Origin of the sequence: Paraburkholderia sp. J11-2, from assembly GCF_905220185.1 — a bacterium.
Lineage (GTDB): Bacteria > Pseudomonadota > Gammaproteobacteria > Burkholderiales > Burkholderiaceae > Paraburkholderia.
This window is the reverse complement of the sequence record NZ_CAJMYY010000036.1, coordinates 41,277-67,083: the sequence shown is the minus strand read 5'-3', so window position 1 is coordinate 67,083 and position 25,807 is coordinate 41,277. Positions and strand designations below refer to the sequence as shown.

Genomic DNA, 25,807 nt, shown 5'->3' with positions numbered 1-25,807 from the left:
GTTTGCCGCATCGTTGCGTGGGTTGGGTACATAGGGCTCCAATCTACATCAGACGTCTGATGTCTTGGCTCGTGGTTTTCCCTCTCATGCGGCGCAACATGACGATGGCCGCGGCGGCGCGCGGCGTTATTTGATACTGACCGAAAGCGCCGCGGACTCGAGCAGTTCTTCGAGCCCGAGCCACAAAATCTGCAGGCCGATGCACAGCAGCACGAATGCGAGCAGCCGCATCAGCACTTCGGTGCCAACCGGCCCGAGCCGCTTGCCCACGTGCCCCGCGAAACGCACGCACAGATAAATGCAGCCGCAAAGCACGATCAGCGCGAGCAACACGCCCACGACATTGACGAGTTGCACGTGACCGCGCGGCCGGCCGGTGCCCAGCGCAATCGCGACCGCAATCGACCCCGGCCCAACGGTGACCGGCAGCGTGAGCGGATAAAACGCCGTGGCGCGCAGCGTCGCTCTGCGCACCGGGTCCGGCGGCGCCTGCGAGGCCGAGCTATCCCCGCCATCGGACGACTTGTGAAGCAGATTCCAGCCCGCGAACGCAATGACCAACCCGCCCGCGACCCGCAAAACCGGTATCGATATGCCGAAAAACGAGAGCACATAGGCCCCCATGATCAGCGAGCCGAGCAGGATGAACAGGCTGTTGATGGCGATGATGCGCGCGAGAAATGCGCGGTCGCTGGCGCTCGCATGCGGCAGCATGCTCAGCACGATGAACCCCGCCGCCGGCGGATTGAGCACAGGAAAGAGCCCGGCGAAGACGAGGAGGAACGTGTCGGAGAGTTGATTGAGCATCTCTGCGCTCCCTTGGCTTCGCGAAGTATATGGGCCCGCTCGAGGCCCGTTCCATACGACGATGGTCCCACTGAACGATCATTATGGAGCCGGAATGGAACTTCATCGTCCAATGTGGCTCGAACAAAGCCGCCAAAATCCCAAAGCACGCTGCGCAAAGCCGGCGTTCAAGCCCATTTGTCGATGCCTCTCGTTTCCCGACTTCGGTTGCTGCCCAGTCTGCTCGTGCTGATTGCCGCAGGCCTCGCGGCTGGCGCGTCTCCCGCTTCGGCTCGCGCTACCGTTCATCACACGGCGGCCGAAGGAACTGCCCACGCACCGTCCAAAAAGAAAAAGAGAGTCGCGCACAAGACGAAACCGGCACATCGCTCGATGCCTGCCGATGCGCCCGCCACCAGACTCTCGGGACCGAAGCGCCGTACCAAACGTGCGAAACCGAAGCTCAGCTCGCCGCCGGTTCCTCAACACACGGCATACGCGAGCGCCAAGAACGCGCACACCCCTCGCCTGCTCGCGCGCTGCGGCTTCACGCCGGCGTCGCGCAAGCAGCTCTTTTCGCATGCGATCTACGTTGTCGACGAAAACACCCACACGCCGCTCTACGCGCGCAACGCCGACGCAGTCGCGCCGATCGCGTCGGTGTCGAAACTCATGACGGCGATCGTCTGGCTCGACAGCGCGCATGCGCCGCTGCAACAACAACTCTCGGTCACGACCGCCGATCTCGACACGCTCAAATTCACGCATTCGCGCCTTGACGTCGGAGCCTCACTCACGCGTGCCAACATGCTGCACGTCGCGCTGATGTCCTCGGAGAACCGTGCGGCTGCGGCGCTCAGCCGCGACTATCCGGGTGGGCGGCCTGCGTTCATCGCGGCGATGAACGCAAAAGCACAGCGTCTGGGCATGACGCACACGCATTTCGTCAACGGGACCGGGCTTTCGCCGCAGAACGTTTCAACCGCGCGCGAGTTGGCGAGCCTCGTGCGGGCGGCCAATGGCTATCCACTCATTCGCCGCTATTCGATCGACCATGAGGAACGCGTGCCCACAGGCCACGGACAATTGCAGTACGTGAACAGCAATCGGCTGGTGCGCTACGGTCAGGTGCGCGCGAGCGTGCAGAAAACCGGCTTCATCAACGAGTCCGGCCACAATATGGTGATGCGCGTGATGGTGCACGGGCGGCGGCCCGTGATCGTCACACTCCTCGGGAGCGCCACGCCGGAGGGTTCGCGCCTGGACGGCGTGCGTGTTGCGCATTGGCTGTCGTGTTCCTTGCGCTGAGCAAACGCGCCAGGGCTACTTCACATCAACGCCCTGCGTTCGCCGAGCGCATTCCAGCGGCGTATGGCGCGGCTTTCGTGGTCGAAGCCGAGAATGCTCACCGAAGCCGTGTCGAGATACAGATGCTCGCCTAGCGCCGCCGAACCCGAAATCCAGCAGCCCCCCAATGCGCGCAGGAAATGCGCGTGCGAAAACAAGGCCACGCGGCCATGCATGGCCAGCAAGCCGTCGATCACCGCCGCGGCGCGCGCCTGAACGCGCGCGAGATCCTCGCCCTGCGCGATGGGCGAATGCCACACGCTCCAGTCCGGTTCGGTCTTGCGGATGTCGGCGGTCTTGAGGCCTTCGTAGATCCCGTAGTCCCATTCGTGCAGGTCGGCCGAAATTCTCATCTCGCCGCCAAGGCCCGCGAGCTGGCACGTCTCGATGGCCCGTGCCATCGGGCTGCAAAGCACCGCGTCGAAGCGCTGCGTGGCGAGCGACGGCGTCAGCGAGCGCGCCTGCTCGCGTCCGTGCTCGGTGAGCGCAATATCGGTGCGCCCGGTGTGCTGCCCAGATAGGCTCCACTGCGTTTCGCCATGACGGATCAGCCAGACTTCGCGCAGTCCGGAGGACACGCTGGCAGGATTGGCAGACATCGAAAACTCCACGTTCGCGCCCCGCGCGGGACACACGGGATGCCTGCAGCATACCTGTTTCGAGGACATTTCGCCGCGCCGCGCGCCGCGCCGCGGCCACCGTGTTTCACACGGAATAATGAAGGCATATCGAAAGCGGCGAGGCCACCGTGCCGCGCCGTCGCACCATCGATTGGCACTCCGTATCGATTCGCTTTCGCCGCATGCGCACAGCATGACGCCGCCGCCTCTTGCGAGACGGCGGCGCCGTGGGTTAGCCATCGTTCATCAGTGATGGCGCTTGATGTCCTTCGCCATGTCCTTTGCGGCCTCCTTCATGTCACCGACGTTCTTGCGTGCCTGGCCGGCTTCCTGCTGGAGGTCGCCCTTCAATTCACGCGCCGGGTTGTCGGTTGCGCGGCCCACGGCCTCGTTGATCTTGCCCTTCACCTTTTCAGCCGTGCCCTTCACCTGGTCCTTGTTCATGGTCCCACTCCACGTAAAAGCGACGGTGTGTCGCGACGCTTCGTATAGCGCATGCACTGTGCCCGAGGTGCCCGGTGGCCGCGCGCTGTCGTATTCCGCAGCGCGCTGATTCAGGGACGCAACGTCAGGTCGGCCGTCAATCGTGCGCCATGGCCCGGTCGATCGAGATCTGCGTGGGCATCATGTTGACGTTCGCGTTGTGCATGACCCACAGCGAAAGCCCGACGATCACCGCAATCAGAAACGCCGTGCAGATAAAGATCGCCGTATTCGAACGCTGCTCGCGCGACGCGCCGATGTGCAGGAAATACACGAGTTGCACGACAAGCTGCGCAATACAGAGCACGACGATGGCGGCCAGCCCGAAGCCCGGCGAAACGACTCGAAACATCACGACGCCGAACGATGCCAGCGTGAGCACGAGCGAGAGCACGGTGCCGATCATGTAGCCCTTGAGGCTGCCGTGCGACGCGTCATGCACGGCGTGATGAGTGGCATGAGATTGGCTCACAGGAAACCTCGCAGATAAACGAACGTAAACACACAGATCCACACGAGATCGAGAAAGTGCCAAAAGAGGCTCAGGCACGCGAGGCGGCGGCGGACCGTGCCGGTCAGGCCGAACTTGAAGGTCTGGTGCATCATGATCGCGATCCACAGCAGACCCGCGGTGACATGCAGTCCGTGCGTGCCGACCAGCGTGAAATACGCCGAAAGGTACGCGCTCGTGCCGGGCCCCGCGCCATCGGCGATGAGTTTGGCGAACTCGTTCAACTCCATCGCGACAAAGCCCGCACCGAACAGGAACGTCACCGCGAGCCACGCAATCACCTGGCCGCGCCGCTGCGCGTAGAGACCCAGCATGGCCATGCCGAACGTGACGCTGCTCGCCAGCAGCAGCAGTGTTTCGCCCAATACGTACGGCAGTTCGAACAGATCCTTCGCACCCGGACCGCCTGCCGTCGCATTCGCGAGCACGCCGAAGGTGGCGAAGAGCGTCGCGAAGATGAGGCAGTCGCTCATCAGGTAGATCCAGAAGCCTAGTGTGGTCTTGGCGCTGTCGTCGTGACCATGACCATGGGCGTGAGTAATAGCAGCGTGAGCCATGGTTTAAGCCATCTCCTCGAGTTGCTCGGATTGATCGAAACGCCGGATGCCGAGTTGCCTGAAGCGCGCATTCTCGATGCGCTCGACCTCGGCGGCCGGGACCCAGTAGTCCACATCCTGGTTGTAGGTGCGCGCGATGAACGTGGCGATCATGCCGACGAGCCCCACCGCCGCGAACAGCCACATGTGCCACACGATCGCGAAGCCGAACAGCAGGCTGAATGCGGCGATGATGAAGCCCGCGCCCGTGTTGCGCGGCATGTGGATGTCTTCGTACTTGCGCGGCTGCACGTAGGCGCGGCCAGCTTCCTTGTTGTCCCAGTGCTGCTCCATCGAGGTGATCTCCGGCAGCACGGCGAAGTTGTAGAACGGCGCAGGCGAAGCGGTCGACCATTCGAGGCTGCGGCCGTCCCACGGGTCGCCGGTCACATCGCGGTTCGCTTCGCGATCGCGCAGGCTCACCACGATCTGCACGATGAACGCAAGAATGCCGAGGCCCACGAACACTGCGCCCACGAGCGCCACCACGAGCCACGGATGCCACTCGGCCACTTCGTAGTGGTTCATGCGGCGCGTCATGCCCTCGAAGCCGAGGATGTAGAGCGGCGTGAACGCGAGCCAGTAGCCGATCAGCCAGCACCAGAACGACACCTTGCCCCAGAACTCATTGAGCGTGAAACCGAACACCTTGGGGAACCAGAAGCTCACGCCTGCGAGGCAGCCGAACACCACGCCGCCGATGATCACGTTGTGAAAGTGCGCAACGAGAAAGAGCGAGTTGTGCAGCACGAAGTCCGCGCCCGGCACGGCCAGCAGCACGCCGGTCATGCCGCCCACCGCGAACGTCACCATGAAGCCGATGGTCCACAGCGTGGCGCTGTGATAGCGAATGCGGCCGCGATACATCGTGAAGAGCCAGTTGAAGAGCTTCACGCCGGTCGGGATCGAAATGACCGTGGTCATGATGCCGAAGAACGCGTTGACGTTCGCGCCCGAGCCCATCGTGAAGAAGTGGTGCAGCCAGACGAAGAACGAGAGAATGCCGATCGACGACGTGGCATAGACCATCGACTTGTAGCCGAATAGCGGCTTGCCCGAAAACGTCGCGATGATTTCCGAGTACGCACCGAACGCAGGCAAGATCAGGATGTACACCTCCGGGTGACCCCAGACCCAGATCAGGTTGATGTACATCATCGCGTTGCCGCCCAGCTCGTTCGTGAAGAAATGCATGTCGAAGTAGCGGTCCATCGTGAGCAGCGCGAGCGTGCCGGTGAGCACCGGGAACACGGCGACGATCAGGATGTTGGTGATGAACGCCGTCCACACGAACACCGGCATCTTCATCATGTCCATGCCCGGCGCGCGCATGCGCAGGATCGTGACGATGAAGTTGATGCCCGAGAGCGTGGTGCCGAGACCCGATAGCTGCAGCGACCATATGTAGTAATCCATACCAACGGTCGGACTATAACCAAGCTCCGATAGCGGTGGATACGCCACCCACCCCGTGGCCGCGAAATCGCCCACGAACATCGAGACCATCACGAGCACCGCGCCCACCACGGAGAGCCAGAAGCTCAGCGAGTTGACGAACGGATAAGCCACGTCGCGCGCGCCGATCTGCAGCGGCACGACCACGTTCATCAAACCGAGAATGAGCGGCGTGGCCACGAAGAAGATCATGATGACGCCATGCGCCGTGAAGATCTGGTCGTAGTGATGCGGCGGCAGATAGCCCGCCGAGTCGCCGTAGGCAATAGCTTGTTGCGCGCGCATCATGATCGCGTCGGCGAAACCGCGCAGCAGCATGACGACCGCAAGAATGATGTACATGACGCCAATGCGCTTGTGATCGACCGAGGTGATCCACTCGCGCCACAAATAGCCCCACTTGCCAGCGATCGTGATCGCGGCGAGCAAGGCGAGGCCGCCGAGCGCGACGACAGCGCCCGTGCCCATGATGATCGGCTCGTGCCAGGGAACGGCGTCGAGCGTGAGTTTTCCGAACATGGTGTGATTACTCCGCTGCCAGGATGGCGCTACGGTTGAGCTTGAGCGCCGAGGCGCTCGCGCCAGGGGGCGCGCTGTGAGCCGCGCTGGGGACCGTGCCGCAAATCGGGTTGCCGTGCACGTCGCGCATGTATTTGCCGACCACGCCGTCGAACAGGCCAGGCGCGACATTCGAATAGAGCGTCACGGGCGTCTTTTCGCCAGGTTGCGCGAGCTGTTCGTAGGCTGCGCGGCTCAGCATCGTGGGCGACGCCTTGGCTTGCGCGATCCACGCGTCGAAATCGGCGCGGCTCTTGGCTAGCGTGTCGAAATGCATGTCGGAGAAGCCCGGGCCGCTGAAGGCCGCCGAGCGGCCCGCATACACACCGGGCTCGTTCGCGATGAGGTGCAGCTTCGTCTGCATGGCCGGCATCGCATACACCTGGCTGCCCAGTTGCGGAATGAAGAACGAATTCATCAGCGACTCGGCGGTGAGGTTGAACTCAACGGGCGTGTCCACGGGAATCGCGAGCTGGTTCACGGAAGCCACACCGTAATCCGGGTAGATGAACAGCCACTTCCAGTTGAGCGCGACCACGTCCACGCGCACCGGCTTCGTTTGCGATTCGATCGGGCGATACGGGTCGAGCGAGTGTGTGGTGCGCCAGATGAGCACGGCGAGCGTGAGCACGATCACGCAGGGAATCGTCCACACCACCACTTCAATGGCCGTGGAATGCGACCAGCGCGGCGCGTAGGTCGCACTCGTATTGGAAGCCCGGTAGCGCCACGCGAACCACAGCGTGAGCGCGATCACGGGAATCACGACGAGCAGCATCAGCCCGAGCGCGATCAGAATCAGATTCTTTTCCTGCACGCCGATATCGCCCTTCGGGGCGAGCAGCGCCATGTTGCAGCCGCTGAGCAGCACGAGCGGCGCGGCCACCGCGACTAGAGCGGCGCGGCGCAGGAAGCGGGCAATCAAGGGGGGACGTGATGAAGAAGGCGGGCCGGCCGTAGCGGCCCGCCCTGAGCGAGGGTCTGGATTGCGCATGTCTGGTTCCAAGGTTGACGTTCGCGCAAACCCATCCATACGTGCTCACTCTGCTGCCGCACGAGCGGCCCCGCAGGGCCGTCACAGAAGCCATACATAGCCTATATGTATGGATTTACGCGCTTCATGCACGCATGCTAGAGTAAGACATGACGCATACATCCGCGACACAATGACACACAACCAACCTGCCGAAGGCGCTGGCGAGATCAATGTATGGGCCACGGCAATGCAGTCCAGCAATGGCCCGCGCTATCTGCGGCTCGCCGAATTCATCGAAGGTGCGGTGGCGCAAGGCACGCTGCGCCCCGGCGAACGCGTGCCCGCGCAACGCAGCCTCGCCACTCTGCTTTCAGTCGATCTGACCACCGTCACGCGCGGCTTCAACGAAGCGCGGCGACGCGGGCTGATCGAGGCGCGCGGGCCACTTGGTACGTTCATCGCCGCGCCACGCGCCGAGTGGCTGCAGCGCGTGGACCTCAGCATGAACATTCCGCCCGCACCCGCTGGCCTCGACATGAACGCGCTGCTGCGCGAAGGCATGGCGCGCGTGCTGGTACGCAGCGACGCCGATCTGCTGATGACCTACCACATGGGCGGCGGCGGCCGCGCCGACTGGCAAGCGGGCGCGAAGTGGCTGCAGCCCATGCTCGGCCCCGTTGCGCCGGAGCGCGTGGTGGTCTGCCCAGGCGCACAAGCGGCGCTCGCCGCGCTCATCCTCGCCTTCACGCAGCCTGGCGACGTCATCCTCGCCGAGCCGCTGCTCTACCCGGGCCTGCCGCACGCGGCGGCGCAACTGGGCCGCCGTATCGAGCCCATTGCCGTCGATGCCCACGGCATGCGGCCCGACGCGCTGGAAGCAGCTTGCCGCGAGCACGCGGCGCGGCTCATCTACCTGAACCCCACGCTGCAGAACCCGACCACGGCGACCATGCCAGAGGCGCGCCGCCTCGAGATCGTGCAGGTCGCGCAGCGCTGCGGCGCGCGCATCGTCGAAGACGATCCTTATTGGCGCTTCGCGCCCGATGCGCCCGCGCCGCTCGCGCGCATCGCGCCCGCTCAGGTCTGCTATCTCGCAACGCTGTCCAAAACGCTCTCGCCTGGTTTGCGCACGGCCTATCTCGCGCTGCCCGATGAAGAGGCACATACGCGCCTCGTGAGCGCGCTGCGCACGTTCTCGCTCATGGCCGCACCGCTTACCAACTCGCTCGCCACGCACTGGATCGAAGAAGGCATGGCCGAGCAAATCTTTGCCGATGTGAAGACCGAGGCGCGCGAGCGCCAGCGCGTCGCGGCGCACACGTTGGGATCGTCGGCGGGCGTGGGAATTCATCTCTGGTACACGCTGCCGCGCTACTGGCAGGCGCGCGAACTGGCCGTCGCCGCGAGCAGCGAAGGCCTCGCCGTCGCGCCCTCCACGGCCTTCCAGCAAGGCCCGGAAACCGCGAACGCGATCCGCATTTCACTAGGCGCGACGGGCGGCCGCGAACCATTGCAGGCCGCGCTGCGCAAGCTCTCGGCACTGCTTGCGAACGACCGCGGCACGCAGACGCAAGTGATCGTGTGACGGCCATGATTCATGCAAAAACTGCAATTTCGCCATGAAAACAATGCAGTAGACAGCTAGTTTTGGTGCCCCTCTAATTAGCACGGCCATGCTTTTTTGATGACTTTTCACACAATTAGAGGAGGAGACTTTCATGCGGGCACGCGTGCATGGAATGTGTGGCATCGCGCTGGCGCTGGCCGCCGGCGGCGCAGCGGCAGCCGATTCGAGCGTCACGTTGTACGGCGTCGCCGACACGTATCTGCAATACCTTGGCAACGGCGGCAGCCATACGTTCGCCATGAAAAGCGGCGGCTCGACGGGCTCGCTGTTCGGCCTGAAGGGCGTGGAGGATCTGGGCGGCGGCCTCACGGCGCAGTTCACCGTGGAGTCGGGCTTCAATATCAACAACGGCGGCCTGTTCGCCGACACCAGCACGCTCTTTTATCGCCAGTCGTGGGTGGGCCTCAAGGACGAGCGCTACGGCTCGCTCACGTTCGGCCGGCAGTACGACGCGAGCTTTCGCGTGGTGTATCCGACCGATCCGTTCAAGGTCGACGAAACGCTCTCGCCGTTCGCCGCTTTCGTGCTCACGCCCGAGCGCAACACGCTCTCCACGCAGTACGACGGCGGCCGCCTGAGCAACTCCGTTCTGTATCAAACGCCCAAATTCTACGGCGTGCAGGCCTACGCCATGTACGCGTTCCCGGCCACGGTTACGCAGCCCGTGACGGCGACGACGGGCAACGTGCTGAACCTCGGCATCAACTATTCGGGCGCGGGTCTTTATGCCGGGTTCGCCTACCTGTATCAGCATCCCGGCCAGGAGACGATCACGGGGCTGCCGGGGCCGCTCACCCTGCTCGGCACCGAGCATTTCATCGGCGCGCTCGCCTATCGCATCGGCATCGTCAATCTTCAGGCGAACTACTCGTACCAGCGCGCGAACGATCCCGCGCCGCACACGCTCGCCGCAGTGCTCGGCACGGCGCATTCGCTGAGCATCGCCGAGGTCGGCGCGACGATCCAGGCCACGTCAGTCGACGAGATCCAGCTCGCGGCGCTGTATCGCAACGTGCGCGGCGCGCATGACAACACGCCGGGCTTCCAGATCGGCGCCGACCACTGGATCTCGAAGCGCACGAGCTTCTACGTGCGGGCGGGCTACTTCAAGAACAATGGCAGCGCCACCGTGAGTTGGCCCGGCGTGAGCGTGACCCAGGCGGGCACGAAGCAGTACATGGCGGCGCTCGGCATGACGCATCGGTTCTGAGGGGCACGGCGGCGCGAGCCACGTCGCGCACTCGCGTGCACCAGCACGCGCCGGCAGGAATCGACACGCGCAAGCGCGGCTCTCACGGCCCGCGCTTGCGCTTTTTTGTGGCTTGCCCTGGCATCGCAATTGCTACGGCCTACCGTTTCGCTTCTTCGGTGCGGCTGCGCGGCCGCACCCACATAATGGCAAAGACGCAGCTTTACGGCGCAAGTACACTCGGCGGAGGAGCCGACGGCCGGATTCGAGTAACCGCGCCCGCAAGGGCGCTCCAATTGCGGGAGAGACGAGAATGGCAAACGAGCAAATGCTTGCGCAGATGCGCGACAAACCGGGCTTCATCGCGGCGCTGGACCAGAGCGGCGGCTCGACGCCTGGCGCGCTGCTTCAGTACGGCATCCCCGAAAGCGCGTATAGCGGCGACGCCGAAATGTTCCGCCTGATGCACGAGATGCGCGTGCGCATCATCAGCGCCCCCGCCTTCACGGGCGAGAAGGTGATTGGTGCGATCCTCTTCGAAGCGACCATGGATGGCAAGGCGCAAGGCAAGCCCGTGCCCGACTTTCTCTGGAACGAGCGCAGCGTCGTGCCGTTCCTCAAAGTCGACAAGGGTCTGGAGGCCGAAGCCGACGGCGTGCGCCTCATGAAGCCGATTCCGGGCCTCGACGCCTTGCTCGAGCGCGCGGTGAAGGCAGGGATTTTCGGCACCAAGATGCGCTCCGTGATCGAGCATGCCTCGGCTTCGGGCATTGCTTCGATTGCCGCGCAGCAATTCGCCTTCGGTGCGCAGATATCCGCTCACGGGCTCGTGCCGATTCTCGAGCCCGAAGTCTCGATCAAGGCCCCCGACAAGGCCAAGGCCGAGAAGCTCCTGCGCGACGAACTGCTCAAGGGTCTCGACGCACTGCCCGCCTCGCAGAACGTGATGATCAAGCTCACGATTCCCGATACGCCCGACTTCTATCTGCCGCTCATCGAACATCCTCGCGTGGTGCGCGTCGTGGCGCTGTCCGGCGGCTATTCGCGCACCGACGCGTGTGCGCGCCTCGCGAAGAACCATCGAATGATTGCAAGCTTTTCGCGCGCGCTCATCAACGACCTCACGAAATCGATGAGCGACGCCGAGTTCGACGCCACGCTCGCCGCGAGCATCGACGAAATCTGGAAGGCATCCGTGCAGAAGGACTGAACCCGGGCTGAACCCGGCCTGAACGCGGCCCGAAGCCACGCCGGGCGCGACGCCCGGCCCTGACGCCGATCGGGTACGTAAAAACGCGATGACACGCAGCCGGCCTCATTAATCGGGGCCGGTTATACTTGCGCCTTCGTTTTTCTTCTTATGCACCGGCCATGAGGCAGTTACTCTGCCTGCTCGCCCTGTTGCCGGCCCTCGTGCAAACCGCGGCCGCGCAGGCGCAGCAGCAGGCGCCCGCTAGCGACACCGTCAGCGCATCGGCGGCGAGCGCGGTTGATGCCGCAAGCTCGCCCGCCGCTTCCAGCGCCGTTTCGAAATACCTCACGCAAAAGTTCGGTCTCGCGAAAGAAAAGGCCGCGCAGATTTCGCTCGCCGTGACCGGCGCCGCCGAGAAGTATTCGCTGCCGCCTGCGGTATTGCTCGCCATCATCTCGATCGAGTCGCGCTTTCGCGAAAAGGCGCATGGGGCGAACGGCGCAACCGGACTCATGCAGGTCGTGCCGTCAGCGCATCGCAATATCCTGCATAACAAGGACCTCACCGACCCCGAGGTCAACATCGACGTCGGCTCGTCGATCCTCTATGGCTACGAGCGGGCCGCGGGCGGCGACCTCAACGCCGCGATGAAGAACTACGGCGGCTCGAAAGCCTATGCGGAAAAGATCCGCACGCGCGCCATCGAGTTCAGCCGGGTACTCGACACGGCGAGCGCCCCTGCCGCAAGCGATGCACCCGTAAGCGCCGGGCTCGCGGCTTCGGCGGCCGGGGCCGCCTCCGCGCCTGTGGCGGCGCCCGCGCCGGTGTCGGCGGCATCGGCTCAGGCTGCCGTGCCCGGCACCGCTTCCGGCAGCGCGCGCTAACACCGCCGCGCGCGCCGCCTGGATCACACGCCCTCGGCCGCACGCTGGATCGCCGGATAGACGAAGGTGCGCGCGAGATGCGTTTCGCGCGGCACATACAAGCGCAGTGCGAGATAGAAGCGCTCCGCCGGCGCAGGCAGCCAGTTGCGGCGCAAGGTCGGCTCGTCCGGCACGCGCGCCGAGATGGCAATGCGCAGGCCGCCGTCGGCGTCGTATTCCAGGCCGCTCGTGCGGTCGCCGATCGAGTAACGCCCAATGGCATTTTCGGCCAGCATGTACGTCGCCTTTTCGTAGGCGGTCAGCGACCAGAAAGCGTCGACTGCTGGCAGGTTGCCCGGCGCGAAGTGCAGTACATACGATGCGTTGCCGTCGAGCACGGCGCCCTGTGCGTCGGTATCGGCGGTGATGTACATCGCCTCCTGAGCCCCTAGCACGCCGATATAGCAAAGCGCCGCCTGGGCGCGCGTGCGGTAGTCCTCGCCAAACGTTGCGCGCACATCCACCGGCAACGCCCACCCTCCGCCCAAGGCGAGTGGTGGCTCGCCGGCAAGCTCATGCGTGACGTGCGCAAGCGCCCTTTCGAGCAACGCGCGCTGTTCTTCATCGAGCGTCTTGTCAACGCAGGCAGCGCCGATTCCGCATGCCTCGAAGCGCGCGACATGCGCGCGCGCCTCACGTGGCGGCGGCTCAACAGCAAGCAGGCGATTCACGACCTGCGCAAAACGGTTCACATCTCCGAGCTTTTCGCCTGGCTGCATAGCGGCGTCGATCAGCTTGGGCACCTGCGCCGCGCTGCCGGGCGCCGGTTCGACCGTGAGCTGGTCCTGCAAGTGGTTGGCCGCCTCGAGATCCGCTTCACCGTCCACCAGAATGCGGCCGATCAGCCACACCGTGCCGGTGGGACACGCTATCGCTTGCATGCCCTCGGGCACGTCTGCGCTCCAGTCCGGTCCATGCAGAAAGAATGCACCCGCGTCGCTGCCGGTGGTGCGCGTGCCGATATAACCAAACGGATTGGTATAGAGGTCGAGCAGGCCCAGCACGTAGTAGCGCGCTTGCATGGCGGGCACGCGGATGACGATTGGCCCGTCGCTCAGATCGAACCACGCACAGGAATAGAGCGTGTCGTTATTGGGCGTCACCACGCGGCGGTTCTGAGGGCCCTGCAGCACACGCGTATGAAACCATTCGTTAGCCCAGCGGTTGGGCGATTCCGGCGACTCGCCCGCGGGGCGCCCCGTGCGATCCACGCGCGGGCCGGTGGCAGAACGCATGCGCGCCATTTCATAAAGCGGAAGCGCGTACTGGACCGCCTCGACGGCCAGATCGAAGCGGGACTGATCGGATGAAAGCGCGGTAATTTCGGGGGATTCGAGTGAAGACATGATATTTCGTATGGCGAATTAATGTGAATCGATGGAAGTGAGCTTTCGGGCCCGAGTCAGGCCGCGACGGCGCGCACCGGCGCAATGGCATAGCGTCCTTCGAGAAACGATGCCTGCGGATGGTAGAACCGCAGGATCAGATAAAAGCCCCCTGCCGGCGCGGGAAGCCAGTTCGACTGCGAGCTCGGCGCTTCATGCTGGATCTGGATGCGCAGGCCTCCGTCCGCGTCGTATTGCAGGCCGGGCGTGCGATCGCCTATTGCGTAGCGGCGTATCGCGTTGTCGGCAAAGTAGCGGTCCGCGCCATAAAGCGAGAGCGACCAGAGCGCGTCGACGGGCGGCAATTCGCCAGGCGGAAAATAGAGTTCATAGCGGCGGCGGCCGGTTAGCCGCTCGCCGGCTTCGTCGAAATCGGCCGTTGCATAGACTGCCTCGTCGGCCGCAAGCGCGCCCAGCCCCTTCATGGCGATGCAGGCGCGCAGCACGTGGGCGTGGCCGTAGCGGCCAAGTCCGAGGCTGTATGTCCAGCTGCGCCGCGCGCGGCTTTCCGTGAAGGCGAGAATCAACCGCTGGGCGTCGGCGTAGGCAAGCCGCAGGCCTTGCTGCACGGTCTCGGGCAACGCCGCCGCGCCGCGCCCGTTCAATGCGCGCACGCCCGCGCGTTCGAGTGCACTGAGCATCGCGGCTTCGTCGTCTTGCGGCGGAAAATCCGCGACCGACTCAAGAACGTTGTCGAAGAAGTCGAGCGCGGCGTCACCGCTTTCGTGCCATTGCCGCACGCAGGCCGGGCCCGCGCCCTGCGCGCCAGCGAGCCGGAAAGCCGCAGCCACATGCTGCGCTCGCGCGAGATCGTCGTCGCCTTGCACGAGTACGCGGCCCAGCATCCACACGAGTTTCGAGGGGCACACGAGCGGGGCTCCGTCGCCAGTCGGGCGCTGTTCCGGCGTGTGCAGAACGAAGCGGCTCCCTCGCGTGCCGGCATTGCGCGGGCTGAGGTTCGTGAAGTTGTTCGTGAAGGCGTCGAGCAGTTCGACCACGTAATAGCGGTCGTCCTCTACGGCTGGAATGTCGAGCACCACCGGCCCGCCGGAAAGATCGATCCACGCATTCAGATAGAGAAAATCGTTGGCGGGCGTCACGATGTCACGGTCTTCATGCGTCCAGCGCTGCATGCTCGCGTGAATCACGTTGAAGGGCCGGCGCAGCGGGCTGGTGGACTGCGCCAGCGTATGCAGCGCACAGGTGCGCATGACCTCGACGACAGGATAACGTGCGATGGCGAGCGGCCCCGCGTACATACGCACCAGTGCGGCGACAGGGTCTTCATGCAGTTTTTCTGGGTTCGCTTCTACAACACTCATTGTTTGGTTGTACATATCAAGATGCCTTGCAAGGATGCTCGCGGAATAAAAATGGCTGCGATTTGTCTACACTGCGCGCGCTAATGTGATGACAGCATCGGCCGCAACGAGGCCCTGCGGCGTCACGATGAGCGGATTGATTTCGAGCGTTTCGAGCGCATCGCCAATTGCCGCGGCGAGGCGTGTGAGCGCGACCAGCGTGGCCGCGGCTGCGTCGAGCGGCAGAACAGGGTTGCCGCGATGGCCGCGAAAGAGCGCGGCCACGCCGCTCGTTTCAAGCATCGCCATGGCGCGCTCGCATGTGAGCGGCGCAAGCCCGAAGGCCACCTTGCGGCACAATTCGACGCCGGTGCCGCCCAACCCGGCCATGGCAACGAGACCGAACACGGGGTCTCGCTTCACGCCGACGATGATCTCGCCCCATCCCTTCACCATGCGCGCGACCACCACGTCGTCGAAGCCGCCCGGCACATCCGCTTGCGCAGCGGCATGCGCAATGGCTTCGAATGCATGACGCACGGCCGCCGCGTCGCGCAGATCGAGCCGCACCCCGCCGATATCGCTCTTGTGCAGCACATGGCGCGAGCGCAGCTTGAGCGCGACGGGAAAACCCAAAGCCTGCGCCGCTTCGACGGCTTCGCTCGCCGTGCGTGCCACGCGATGCGGTGCGACCGCCACGCCGGCTTCACCGAGCAGCGCCATGGCTTCGGCCTCGTCCAGTGAGACGGCGTTCGGCGGCACGCTCGCGGGGAGCGCGACATGCGCCGGCTCGGCCTCGACATGGGTGGATTCGCGTGCGGCGTCATTCTGTTGCGCACGCAACAATGTAGCGATGGCCTCCATGGCATGCGCAGGCTCGCGATAGACGAGCACGCCGCGCGCTTCGAGCCACTGCCGTTTGGCGTCGTCGACAAGGCCCGCGAGGACGAGCGGCGCGCTCGCGCTGCCTTCGGCTGCACGCTCGACCGCCCGCTCGATCGCGGCCCATGTCGCGGGCACGTTTCCCGCGCCGGCGATGAACGCGGCCACGCTGCCGAATGCGCCGCAGGCGGCGGCATCGACGAGCGTGTCGGCAAGCACCTCGGGCTGGGCGACGATCTGGCCGGTCACGTCGATGGGATTAGTCGCGGAAGCGAACGCAATACGCTCGCGCAGCCGCGCGCCGTTCGCTTCGGGCAGCGGCGGCAGTTCGAGGCCGAGCGCTTCGGCGCGGTCGGCCATCATGATGCCAACGCCGCCCGAGACGGTGACAATGGCGCTGGCGGCCGACTGCGGCCGACGGCCTTTCGAGAGCGCGTAGCCGAGACGGAAGAAGGCCTCGAGCGTATCGGCACGGAACACGCCGTATTCGTCGAACACGGCTTGATAAACGGCGTCCTCGCCCGCGAGACTCGCAGTGTGCGACTGCGCGGCGCGCGCGCCCGTCGCCGTGGTGCCGACCTTGGCAACGACCACGGGCTTGCCCGCCGCGCGCGCGGCGGCGAAGGCCCGGCGCAGCTTCGCGCCGTCCGTGCAGCCTTCGAGGTAAGCGAGAATGACCTTCGTATCCGGATCGGCGGCGAGCCACGCAATGGCGTCCGCCACCTGCACACCGGCCTCGTTGCCCGTCGTGATCCAGTGGCTCAGGCCGAGCCCCGCCTCGCGGGCAAGCGCAAACGCGTAGGCGCCGAACGCCCCGCTCTGGCTCACGAGCGCGACGTCGCCTCTGGGCGGCGCGCCTGCGAGCGCCACGGGCGAAAACGTTGCGTAGACCCGCTCGCGCAGATTCATCAACCCGAGGCAATTGGGGCCGAGCAGCGTCACCCCGCCCTGGGCCGCCGTGTGGGCGAGGTCGCGCTGCGCCGCGCGTCCCGCCTCGCCCGTTTCGGCAAAGCCCGCCGTGAACAGGACGGCCGAGCGCGCTCGCCGCCGCACGAGCTGCGCCATCACTTCCGGTACCGCGTGCGCGGGCACTGCGACGATCGCGAGATCGACAGGCTCCGGCACACTGTCGAGCGTGGCGTGGGCGGGTACGCCCTGCACGTGCGCCGCCTTCGCGTTGATCGCGTAGATGCGGCCTGCATAGCCGTGCTCGTGCAGCAGCCGCAAAGGCATGCCGCCAACCTTGGCGGCATCGGCCGAGGCGCCGACGATGGCAATCGATGCGGGACGCATGAGTGGCGTGAAATCGGCGTTTTTCATTGACGTTAGCATTCCTTTCTATTTCAGCAGGTTCATTGCTCGCCCGAAGCCAGCGACCGGGCAACGCAAGCGTCCTCGGTGACATCTGCGAGCGCCGCAAAGCGACGGCGATCGGAAGCGGGATCGATCAGGCAGGCCGCGATCACACCCGCCACGACCGAGAACACGCCGGCCAGCATCATGCCCGTGCGATAGCCGTCGACCTGTGCCGCCGCATGGTCGATCACCTGCCCCATTACCGCCGGCGTCACGAGCCCGGCCAACGTAGTGATGCAGATGTTGATGCCGAGCACGCCGCCGCGCTGGGCGGGCGGCACGATCTCGCCGGCCAGCGTCACGCCGCTCACGAACGTGAACGAGGCGAGCGAGAATGCGATCGACACCGCAACGATGAGGAGCGGCCCCGCCGGCAGCAGCGGCATGACCGCGAGCGCCGCGCCCGATGCCACGACCGACGCCGCCCCAAGCGTGCCGCGCGCATGTCGGCTCGACACGCCGCGCGCCATCAGCCGCTGCGACCACCAGCTGAAAAGCGGCGAAACCACCATCTGCCCAAATGCAGGCAGCACGACAATCCAGCCGACTTCCGTGAGCGAATAGCCCGCCACGCGCACGAGATAGCTCGGCAGCCAGATCGTCGACATCGTGAGGATCACGTAGGCCGCGAAGCCGCTGAGATCGCTCCCGACGCAGGTGCGCGAGAGCAGCAGTGCGCCGAGGGGAATCTTGTGCGGCAACGCAAGCGCAGATGGGTGAGCGCGCAACGAACCCGTATCGCCCACGGTGTGCGTACCAAGCGGCCCCTCCTTGCCGATTAGCAGCCAGATCACGCTCCAGATCATGCCGACCACGGCCAGCATGACGAACGCCGCATGCCAGCCGAAATGCACAATCACGCCGGTAATGACCGGCGCGATCAGGCCGGCGCCGAACGATGCCCCAATAGTGAGCACGGCGGAAGGCACCGCGCGCTCGTGGTCGGGGAACCACTTGTAAAGCGCATGCACGGCCACGGGATACGCGGGCCCTTCGCTCGCACCGAGCAGCACGCGCGAGACGATCAGCGTAAGCGGCGTTGCAAATACGAGCAGCGGCACCTGCGAAACCGACCACGTGATCGCCATCGCCAGCAGCAGCCAGCGCGCCTTCACGCGGTTGGCGAGCAGGCCAACAAGCAGCGCGGAAATGGAAAAAAACGTGAAGAAGCTGGCCGCGATGCGCCCGAACTGGGTGTGCGTGAGCCCAAGCTCGCGCATGATCGGCTCGGCGGCGAGTCCGATGAGCGCCTTATCGGCGAAATTGATCGCGAGAAAGAAAAACAGGCCGACGACGATTACCCATCGCTGGCGCTTGCTGCGTGTCCCTGGTGTCATTGTGTCTCCGTGCGCGGCTATACGTTGGGCGCCGCTACGTGCGGGGCGCCGAAAGCTGCCGCGTTCGGGACATTGAACGACGCAGAAATCAATAAGACAACTGCATAATTTGCATCGAATCGATGCAATCAGCACATCAATCGATTTGCGGCTGAATGGCTTCGGCCGCGTCTTGCACGGCGCGAATGGCTTGTTCCGCCGCCGGCGACAGCGTGCGGCCCGCGAGATGGACGATGCAGAACTGCAGCCAGAGCGGTGAGTGCGCGGGTAGCGAAAGCGGCACGAGACCGGCCATGCGTGCCGGATTCCAGAACGCGTGGCTCGTGAGCAGCAACAGCGCGTCGGTCTTGCGCGCGTACTCCTGCAGCACGTTCACGTCGTTGCAGACGAGATGAAACTCGAGTTCGTGGCCGGGCGCGTAGCGCAGCCATTTGCGCAGCGCGTTGCGCATGGTGTCGGGCAACGGCACGGCGATGATCGGAAACGCCTGCAACTGGCGCGCCTCCAGCGTTTCGAGCTGCGCGAGCGGATGGCCTTCGCGCACATACCAGGCCACGCGATGCCTGGGCAGCGGGATCACGCTGATTTCACTCACGGGCGGCGCGCCGCGAATGTCGACGATCAAAAAATCGAGCGTCTCGCTGGACAGCGCGTCGAGCAAATTTTTCCAGTTGTCGATTCGGGCATCGATGCGCAACTGAGGATGGCGCTGCGCGAGCATATCGAGCACGGCCGGCAAGAGCATGGCCGCGGGATACGGCCCCGCCCCGAAACTCACCGAGCCGATGCAGTGATTGCGCAACAGGTCCACGTCGCGCACGAGGCAGCGGGCCTCGAACAACACCTTCTTCGCCCGGCGCACGACGGTCTCTCCCGCTGGCGTGATCTGCACTTCGCGGGTCGTGCGGTCGAAGAGCACCATGTCGAGCTTTTCCTCGATGGCCTGGATGCTTCGGCTCAGGGCAGGCTGGCTCAGGTGCACGCGCTGGGCCGCGCGGGCGAAACTGCCCTCTTCCGCGAGGGCGACCACGTGTTCGAGTTGGCGTAGGTTCATGGCGGGCGCGCCTGGCGCGACAGGCGCAAAGTGTGCAGATTGCCTGGGGTTCGGCGCAGGAAGACGCTGCGCGGCAACACAGCATAGCCTGGCCCGGCAGGCCGGCAGCGCGCGCAGTCATCGCCCGGCCCTCACCAGGCGGACGCCCTACGCACGCCAGACGTGCAACAACCCTCGCGCGGCGGCACCGCGAGAGGGTTGTTTCTGGCCGGATCGCTCCGGCGCGCGGGCTTCAGGCGCCGGCTGCGGGCGTCTCGCCGCTTTCCGGTTGCTGTACCGCTGCTTCCGGCACGTTGGACGAGGCCTGCGTTTCTGCGCTCTGGGCTTCGGGTTGGGGCGCGGTTTCGGTCTTCGCCTCAGCCTTCACTTCGGGCTTGGCCTCCGGCTGCGCCTTGCCCTCTTCACGCGCCTTGGCTTGCGCTTCGGCCTTGGCCTTTTGACGCGCAAGCGCCGCATTGGCGCGGCCGACGTGCGACGGATCGATGCCCGGGCCTTCCGAGGCCGTGCCGTCGAGTTCGTAGCGCGAGCCGCCCGCTGCCACACGCTCGTGATAGCGCGGATGATTCACGTGGCGCTTGAGCACGGCGACGATCATCGTGCGTTCGTACTCGGGGTGACGCGCAACGAGATCCTCGGCCACGCCGATCTTGAGCGGCAAACGGTCGCGGAAAGCCGGATAGTGCTTCGCGAACACATTCCACACCGTGTTGAGCTGGCGGTTGCGCTCGATGCGCGCCTTTTCGGCCTCGCTCAGATTCGCTGCCGGCGGCTGCTGGGGACGCGCCGGACGGCGCCGCTGCTGCCCCGAACGCTCGCCTGCCTCCGGACCGCGAGCCGGCTTCGGCTGTTGCGGCCGGCGCGGCTGCTGGGCGCGCTGCCCCGGCTCCCCCGGGTTCTGCTCCTGCGCTCTCGCGCCCTGAGGGCGGCCGTGGCGCGAGCGCGAGCGCTCGTCCTTGCCGCCGGCCGCGCCCGCAGCCGCCGAACCGTCTTTCGGAGCACGCGGGCCCTTCGGGGCGTGCGAGCCACCATGGCCCTTCGCGCCCTTGTGAGCGGGCTTGCCTTGCGATTTTTGCGCCTGTTCTTCGGCGGGCTGGCCTGCGCCGCCCCCCATGGACTTCTTGATCTCAAGAAGACCTTCCTTGAAGCTCAGGGTACGGCGTTGTTGCGATGCGGCTTTCACGTCCAGATCTCTTCCATATGGAACCGGACGCTATGATACCGAAAACGCGGCCGACCCAACCGGGCAATCAATTGCCACGGCCGATTTTGAGTCCAATTTCGCACGCCGCGCCGCGCTGCAAATCCATGCGGCGTGCGGCAAAATCCCTCGAATTTCACGCGTCAACCCCTTGCGTGCGCAAGGATCGCATCCCTTTTTTCATCACGACACCATGACGATTTCGACATCCGCCCCCCGTTCTGCCATTCGCGCCATCGTCACCGGCCATACGCGCGGATTGGGTGCGGCGCTCGCGCAATCGCTGCTGCAACGGAACATCGAGGTGCTCGGCCTTGGCCGCGGCGCGCACGAGGAACTGGCCGGCCTCCATCCTGAGCGGTTCTCGCAAGCTGTCGTGGATCTCGCCGATCCCGCCGCGCTCGAGCGCTGGCTGGCCGGCGACACGCTGAATGCGTTTGCGCGCGGCGCGCAATGTGTGCTGCTCTTCAACAACGCGGGCACCGTAGAGCCCATCGCGCCGCTCGGCGAACAGGACGCGCTCGCCATTGCCCGAGCCGTCACGCTCAATGTCGCCGCACCGTTGATGCTTGCAAACGCGCTCGCCGCCACGCAAGCCCTGAGCGCGAATGCGTCGCGCCGCATCGTGCACGTTTCGAGTGGCGCTGCGCGCAACGCGTATCCGGGCTGGAGCGTGTACTGCGCGACCAAGGCCGCGCTCGACCACCACGCGCGCGCCGTCGCACTCGATGCGCCAGCCGGCCTACGCATTTGCAGCGTCGCGCCGGGCGTGATCGACACCGGCATGCAGGAAACGATCCGCGCGACGAGCCTCGACCAGTTCCCGATGCGCGAGCGCTTCGAACAACTCAAGCAGAACGGTCTGCTGTCCACGCCCGAAGCCGCGGCACAGCAATTGGTCGACTATGCGTTGAGCGATGCATTCGGATCGGTGCCTGCGACCGACGTGCGCGAACTCGTCAAGGCATGAGCGCATCGCGCAACGCATGCGTTCATAGGCCTCCCGCAAACCCTCACCTTTGAATGTACGCCGTCGCGCTTCACGTGAGCGCGACGCGCGGCCGTACCGCTTTCAGGCGCCGCACGCTACCCGCGAGCATGAGCAGCGCACCGACCGCAAGCACGTCGCCTGCAAGCCGTGCCGGCAGTGAATCCGTGACATGCGTGGCACGCAGCAGCGTGTCGATGACATTCGAAGCCACCGCGCCACCCACGAAACAAACGAGGCCCTGCTGCCCCACGGTGACGACGGCGGGCAGCCGCTGCGCGAGCCACGCTATCCAGCCTTTGCGCACCGCCTGCGCGGCGAGCCAGGCCACGGCAGCGAAATTCACGATGCGCACGCTCGCGAGGTTCTGCTTCATGTAGCCCGGCTGAGGGTCCAGATCGGCGAACAACTGGATGAACGCGAACGTGGCAACGAGCACCAGCGCGAACGCTGTCACGGTGCGGCCGGCAAACGAAACCTGAAACGCGCGCGACACAGGATAGAGGCGACACAGCAGGCCCAGCATGAACATGGCCTGCCAGGCAAACGGGTTGAAGGGCCATATGGCGCCGGGTGCGGCAGGCAGATACCCCACGAGCCAGCACCCGCCGAACCACAGCACGAAGCTGCCCACGAGCACGAGATCGGGCGAGCGGCGCGCAAACGGCATCACGAACGGCAAGGCCATCACGAGCACGATGTACATGGGCAGCACGCCGGCCAGATAGGGCTGATCGCGAAACACGGCGATATTCGCAAGCATCGTGAACGGATGTGCGGCAAAGCGCAGATAGCCCGACTCGGCAACCAGTGGCGAATCCACACGCAGCATGACCGCTGCGGCGCCCGAAAGCAGCATGAGCGCTGCCGTGCATAGATAGGCCGCGTAGATCTCGCGCCCGCGACGCCAGAAACGGTGGTTGGCCGCGCCCGCTCCGTTGCGCCCGGCGATGGCAAGCCAGCTCGCCGCGCACACATAGCCGCTCACGAACACGAACACCTCCGCTGAGTCACAGAACGCGAAGTTGTGCAGCATCGCATGCGAGAGCACGCTGGACGGAATGTGATCGAGCGCGATGGAAATCAATGCGAAACCCCGGAAAAAGTCGATTTCGATCGATCGCTTCGCTGTTTGATTCATTGGTGACGACTCCCGTTCGTGTCGAAGATTACGATTGAAGGGATACGCGACCTCGACTCGATGAAGCTGTCAGCTTTATCGACCTTTTTGTAAGGATAACTGATCGATTCGTGGCCACACGCGCTACGCATGAAAGGGTTCCGTAAAAGGCTGCGCCCGAGCGCCGCCTCCATAAGCGACTTTAATGCCAGTTCAATACGAAATGGGCCTGCGTAACCCATGGTAAGCAATTCGCGCGCTTGACGCGTTCACGCAGTCGCACGCGCACGCCCGGACGGTGCGCGCCATGCACATCTAGCCAGCGCCCGCCCTTTTCTGGTGCCACATCGCGGAAAGCCGCGCGAAAGCCTGCGCGGTCACTTTTCTTGCGTCATGGCCAGTTGACGCGTGGGGGCGCCAAGGGTTCCGGAAAAATTCAGATGTTTCGCGCTCGCGCGCTGGATGATCCCGGCTTCATCGGCAAAACGCAGCGGCAAATTACTTGACACCTAAAGTAATTAGACCTACATTGCCCTTGCAGACCGAACGAAGGAGCGAGCATGCGCATTGTTTGCATTGGCGGCGGGCCGGCAGGCCTCTATTTCGCCCTCTTGATGAAGCGCCGTCACCCTGACTACGAAATCACCGTGATCGAACGGAACCGGCCGTACGACACGTTCGGCTGGGGCGTGGTGTTCTCGGACCAGACGCTCGGCAACCTGCGCGCGGCCGACCCCGAAAGCGCAGACGAAATTCTCGACGCCTTCAATCATTGGGACGACATCGAGATTCACTTCCGCGGCAGTGCGATCCGCTCGTCGGGCCATGGCTTCTGCGGCATTGGCCGCAAGCGTCTGCTCAACATCCTGCAGGCGCGCTGCGAAGCGCTCGGCGTAAAGCTCGTGTTCGAATCGCAGATCACCGACGACGACGTGACCCACGCCGACCTCATCATCGCGAGCGACGGCCTGAACAGCGCCACGCGCCAGAAGTACGCCGCTACCTATCAACCCGATATCGACTTGCGCAATTGCCGCTTCGTGTGGCTCGGCACGTCGAAACTCTTCAACGCCTTCACGTTCGCGTTCGAAGAAACCGAATGGGGCTGGTTCCAGGCGCACGCCTACCGCTTCGACGACAACACGTCGACGTTCATCATCGAAACGCCCGATCACGTGTGGCGCGCGGCTGGCCTCGACACCATGAGCAAGGAAGACAGCATCGCGTTCTGCGAGAAGCTGTTTGCGCGCTATCTCGACGGCCACGCGCTGCGCTCGAACGCGTCGCATCTGCGCGGCTCGTCGCAATGGATCCGCTTTCCGCGCGTGGTCAATCGCGAATGGGTGCACTGGAAAACCGCGGCCGACGGCAAGGAAATTCCCGTCGTGCTGATGGGCGACGCGGCGCACACCGCGCACTTCTCGATCGGCTCGGGCACGAAGCTCGCACTCGAAGACGCGATCGAACTCGCCAACAGCATGGAAGAACACCCCGCCGATCTGCGCGCGGCGCTCACGCACTACACGAACGTGCGCAGCGTGGATGTCCTGCGTATTCAAAACGCCGCGCGCAATTCCACCGAGTGGTTCGAGCACGTGGACCGTTACGCAAAGTTCGATCCAGAGCAGTTTGCTTATTCCCTGCTCACGCGCTCGCAGCGCATTTCGCATGAAAATCTGCGCGAGCGCGACGCGGGCTATCTGTCCGGTTTCGAAGCATGGCTCGCGCAGCGCGCGGGTGGCGAGGCACGTGCAGTGCCGCCCATGTTCACGCCTTATACAGTGCGTGGCGTGACGTTGAAAAATCGCGTGGTCGTCTCGCCGATGGCCCAGTACTCCGCGCATGACGGCGTAGCCGGAGACTATCACCTCATGCATCTCGGCGCGCGAGCAATGGGTGGCGCCGCGCTCGTCATGACCGAGATGACCTGCGTCTCGCCCGAGGCGCGCATTACGCCCGCCTGCCCCGGCATGTATGCGCCCGAGCATGTGCAGGCGTGGAAGCGTATCGTCGATTTCGTGCATACGAACTCGGACGCGAAAATCGGCATGCAGCTCGGCCATTCCGGCGCCAAGGGCTCGACGCGCGTGGCATGGGAAGGCATCGACCAGCCGCTCGACGATGGCAACTGGCCGCTCGTCTCCGCTTCGCCACAGCAATATCTGCGCGGCGTGAGCCAGTGGTCGCACGAAGCGAGCGCGGAGGAACTGCGCGAGATCCAGGCGCAATTCGTGCACGCCACGCAAATGGCGAACGATGCGGGCTTCGACTGGCTCGAATTGCACTGCGCACACGGCTATCTGCTTTCGAGCTTCCTCTCGCCGCTCACGAACCAGCGTACTGACGAATACGGCGGCTCGCTTGAAAAGCGCCTGCGTTATCCGCTCGAGGTTTTCAAGGCGATTCGCGAGGTGTGGCCCGAGGACAAACCGATTTCGGTGCGCGTCTCGGCACACGACTGGGTGGAAGGCGGCAACACGCCCGACGACGCCATCGAGATCGCGCGCGCCTTCAAGGCGGCCGGCGCGGACATGATCGACGTCTCGTCGGGTCAGGTCAGCAAGGAGGAAAGGCCCGTTTTCGGCCGCATGTTCCAGACACCGTTCGCCGACCGCATCCGCAATGAAGCAGGCATCGCGACGATCGCCGTGGGCGCGATTTCCGAAGCGGATCACGTGAACGGCATCATCGCGGCCGGGCGTGCCGACCTGTGCGCCGTTGCGCGGCCGCATCTGGCCAATCCGTCGTGGACGCTCACCGAAGCCGCACGCATCGGCTACCTCGACATCAAGTGGCCGAATCAGTACACAGCCGCCAAAACGCAACTCGAACGCAATATCGAGCGTGAGCGCGCGGCCGCAGCAGCGGCGGCAGGTCTCTCGCCGCTGGAGCGCGCGCAACGCGCCGAAGGAACCGTGTAAGC

The 25,807-nt window shown here is 64.8% G+C and carries 21 protein-coding genes; 7 read left to right on the top strand and 14 right to left on the bottom strand.

Features of this window, described 5'->3' with window-relative positions; all coding sequences use genetic code 11:
* Window positions 1-126: 126 nt before the first annotated feature.
* Window positions 127-807, bottom strand: a complete 681-nt coding sequence (locus U5A57_RS35695) for a MarC family protein (protein ID WP_321916427.1) — start codon at window positions 805-807, stop codon at window positions 127-129.
* Between the two features lie 183 nt (window positions 808-990).
* Between U5A57_RS35695 and U5A57_RS35690 the strand changes: the two genes are divergently transcribed.
* Complete coding sequence (locus tag U5A57_RS35690; protein WP_415774699.1) at window positions 991-2,094, top strand: serine hydrolase; 1,104 nt, start codon at window positions 991-993, stop codon at window positions 2,092-2,094.
* Window positions 2,095-2,114: 20 nt separating this feature from the next.
* Here the strand turns inward: U5A57_RS35690 and U5A57_RS35685 are convergent, their stop codons facing one another.
* The 6 genes from U5A57_RS35685 to cyoA all read right to left on the bottom strand — a co-directional run bounded on the left by U5A57_RS35685 (window position 2,115) and on the right by cyoA (window position 7,206).
* Window positions 2,115-2,732 carry a histidine phosphatase family protein gene (locus tag U5A57_RS35685; protein WP_321916425.1) on the bottom strand — a complete coding sequence of 206 codons (618 nt, stop codon included), beginning with the start codon at window positions 2,730-2,732 and terminating at the stop codon, window positions 2,115-2,117.
* Between the two features lie 267 nt (window positions 2,733-2,999).
* Window positions 3,000-3,197 (bottom strand): CsbD family protein, encoded by a 198-nt coding sequence (locus tag U5A57_RS35680; protein WP_321916424.1) that lies wholly within the window; start codon window positions 3,195-3,197, stop codon window positions 3,000-3,002.
* Window positions 3,198-3,333: 136 nt separating this feature from the next.
* A complete protein-coding gene (gene cyoD, locus U5A57_RS35675; protein WP_321916422.1) occupies window positions 3,334-3,708 on the bottom strand; it encodes a cytochrome o ubiquinol oxidase subunit IV in 375 nt (124 codons plus the stop codon).
* Window positions 3,705-4,304 carry a cytochrome o ubiquinol oxidase subunit III gene (cyoC, locus tag U5A57_RS35670; protein WP_321916420.1) on the bottom strand — a complete coding sequence of 200 codons (600 nt, stop codon included), beginning with the start codon at window positions 4,302-4,304 and terminating at the stop codon, window positions 3,705-3,707. The genes cyoD and cyoC overlap by 4 nt, the downstream gene beginning before the upstream one ends.
* A 3-nt stretch (window positions 4,305-4,307) precedes the next feature.
* Window positions 4,308-6,317, bottom strand: a complete 2,010-nt coding sequence (gene cyoB / locus U5A57_RS35665; protein WP_321916419.1) for a cytochrome o ubiquinol oxidase subunit I — start codon at window positions 6,315-6,317, stop codon at window positions 4,308-4,310.
* 7 nt (window positions 6,318-6,324) lie between these two features.
* Window positions 6,325-7,206: a ubiquinol oxidase subunit II gene (cyoA, locus tag U5A57_RS35660; RefSeq protein ID WP_415764732.1), complete on the bottom strand. Its 882-nt coding sequence runs from the start codon at window positions 7,204-7,206 to the stop codon at window positions 6,325-6,327.
* Window positions 7,207-7,522: 316 nt separating this feature from the next.
* On the opposite strand from cyoA, the gene U5A57_RS35655 reads away from it, so the two are divergent.
* From U5A57_RS35655 to U5A57_RS35640, 4 genes are all read left to right on the top strand, one after another.
* Complete coding sequence (locus tag U5A57_RS35655; protein ID WP_321916417.1) at window positions 7,523-8,917, top strand: PLP-dependent aminotransferase family protein; 1,395 nt, start codon at window positions 7,523-7,525, stop codon at window positions 8,915-8,917.
* A 133-nt stretch (window positions 8,918-9,050) separates the two neighbouring features.
* Entirely contained in the window at window positions 9,051-10,169 is a 1,119-nt protein-coding gene (locus U5A57_RS35650; protein ID WP_321916415.1) for a porin, read from the top strand.
* Between the two features lie 292 nt (window positions 10,170-10,461).
* A complete protein-coding gene (locus U5A57_RS35645; protein WP_321916413.1) occupies window positions 10,462-11,358 on the top strand; it encodes a fructose bisphosphate aldolase in 897 nt (298 codons plus the stop codon).
* 161 nt (window positions 11,359-11,519) lie between these two features.
* Window positions 11,520-12,224 carry a transglycosylase SLT domain-containing protein gene (locus U5A57_RS35640; RefSeq protein ID WP_321916412.1) on the top strand — a complete coding sequence of 235 codons (705 nt, stop codon included), beginning with the start codon at window positions 11,520-11,522 and terminating at the stop codon, window positions 12,222-12,224.
* Between the two features lie 23 nt (window positions 12,225-12,247).
* Here U5A57_RS35640 and U5A57_RS35635 read toward each other — a convergent pair whose 3' ends face one another.
* The 6 genes from U5A57_RS35635 to U5A57_RS35610 all read right to left on the bottom strand — a co-directional run bounded on the left by U5A57_RS35635 (window position 12,248) and on the right by U5A57_RS35610 (window position 20,758).
* A complete protein-coding gene (locus U5A57_RS35635; protein WP_321916411.1) occupies window positions 12,248-13,609 on the bottom strand; it encodes a DUF1254 domain-containing protein in 1,362 nt (453 codons plus the stop codon).
* Window positions 13,610-13,665: 56 nt separating this feature from the next.
* Window positions 13,666-14,970 carry a DUF1254 domain-containing protein gene (locus tag U5A57_RS35630; RefSeq protein ID WP_321916410.1) on the bottom strand — a complete coding sequence of 435 codons (1,305 nt, stop codon included), beginning with the start codon at window positions 14,968-14,970 and terminating at the stop codon, window positions 13,666-13,668.
* 66 nt (window positions 14,971-15,036) lie between these two features.
* On the bottom strand, window positions 15,037-17,151 hold the full coding sequence (locus U5A57_RS35625) for an acetate--CoA ligase family protein (RefSeq protein WP_321916408.1): 2,115 nt from the start codon (window positions 17,149-17,151) through the stop codon (window positions 15,037-15,039).
* Between the two features lie 32 nt (window positions 17,152-17,183).
* A complete protein-coding gene (locus tag U5A57_RS35620) occupies window positions 17,184-18,524 on the bottom strand; it encodes an MFS transporter (protein WP_321916407.1) in 1,341 nt (446 codons plus the stop codon).
* Between the two features lie 136 nt (window positions 18,525-18,660).
* On the bottom strand, window positions 18,661-19,578 hold the full coding sequence (locus U5A57_RS35615) for a LysR family transcriptional regulator (protein ID WP_321916405.1): 918 nt from the start codon (window positions 19,576-19,578) through the stop codon (window positions 18,661-18,663).
* Window positions 19,579-19,810: 232 nt separating this feature from the next.
* Window positions 19,811-20,758, bottom strand: a complete 948-nt coding sequence (locus U5A57_RS35610) for a ProQ/FINO family protein (RefSeq protein WP_321916403.1) — start codon at window positions 20,756-20,758, stop codon at window positions 19,811-19,813.
* 211 nt (window positions 20,759-20,969) lie between these two features.
* Between U5A57_RS35610 and U5A57_RS35605 the strand changes: the two genes are divergently transcribed.
* Entirely contained in the window at window positions 20,970-21,746 is a 777-nt protein-coding gene (locus U5A57_RS35605; RefSeq protein ID WP_321916401.1) for an SDR family oxidoreductase, read from the top strand.
* A 70-nt stretch (window positions 21,747-21,816) separates the two neighbouring features.
* On the opposite strand, the gene U5A57_RS35600 is transcribed toward U5A57_RS35605, so the two are convergent.
* Window positions 21,817-22,905 (bottom strand): OpgC domain-containing protein, encoded by a 1,089-nt coding sequence (locus U5A57_RS35600; RefSeq protein ID WP_321916400.1) that lies wholly within the window; start codon window positions 22,903-22,905, stop codon window positions 21,817-21,819.
* A 539-nt stretch (window positions 22,906-23,444) separates the two neighbouring features.
* On the opposite strand from U5A57_RS35600, the gene U5A57_RS35595 reads away from it, so the two are divergent.
* Entirely contained in the window at window positions 23,445-25,805 is a 2,361-nt protein-coding gene (locus tag U5A57_RS35595) for a bifunctional salicylyl-CoA 5-hydroxylase/oxidoreductase (RefSeq protein ID WP_321916398.1), read from the top strand.
* The last annotated feature ends 2 nt before the right edge of the window (window positions 25,806-25,807 follow it).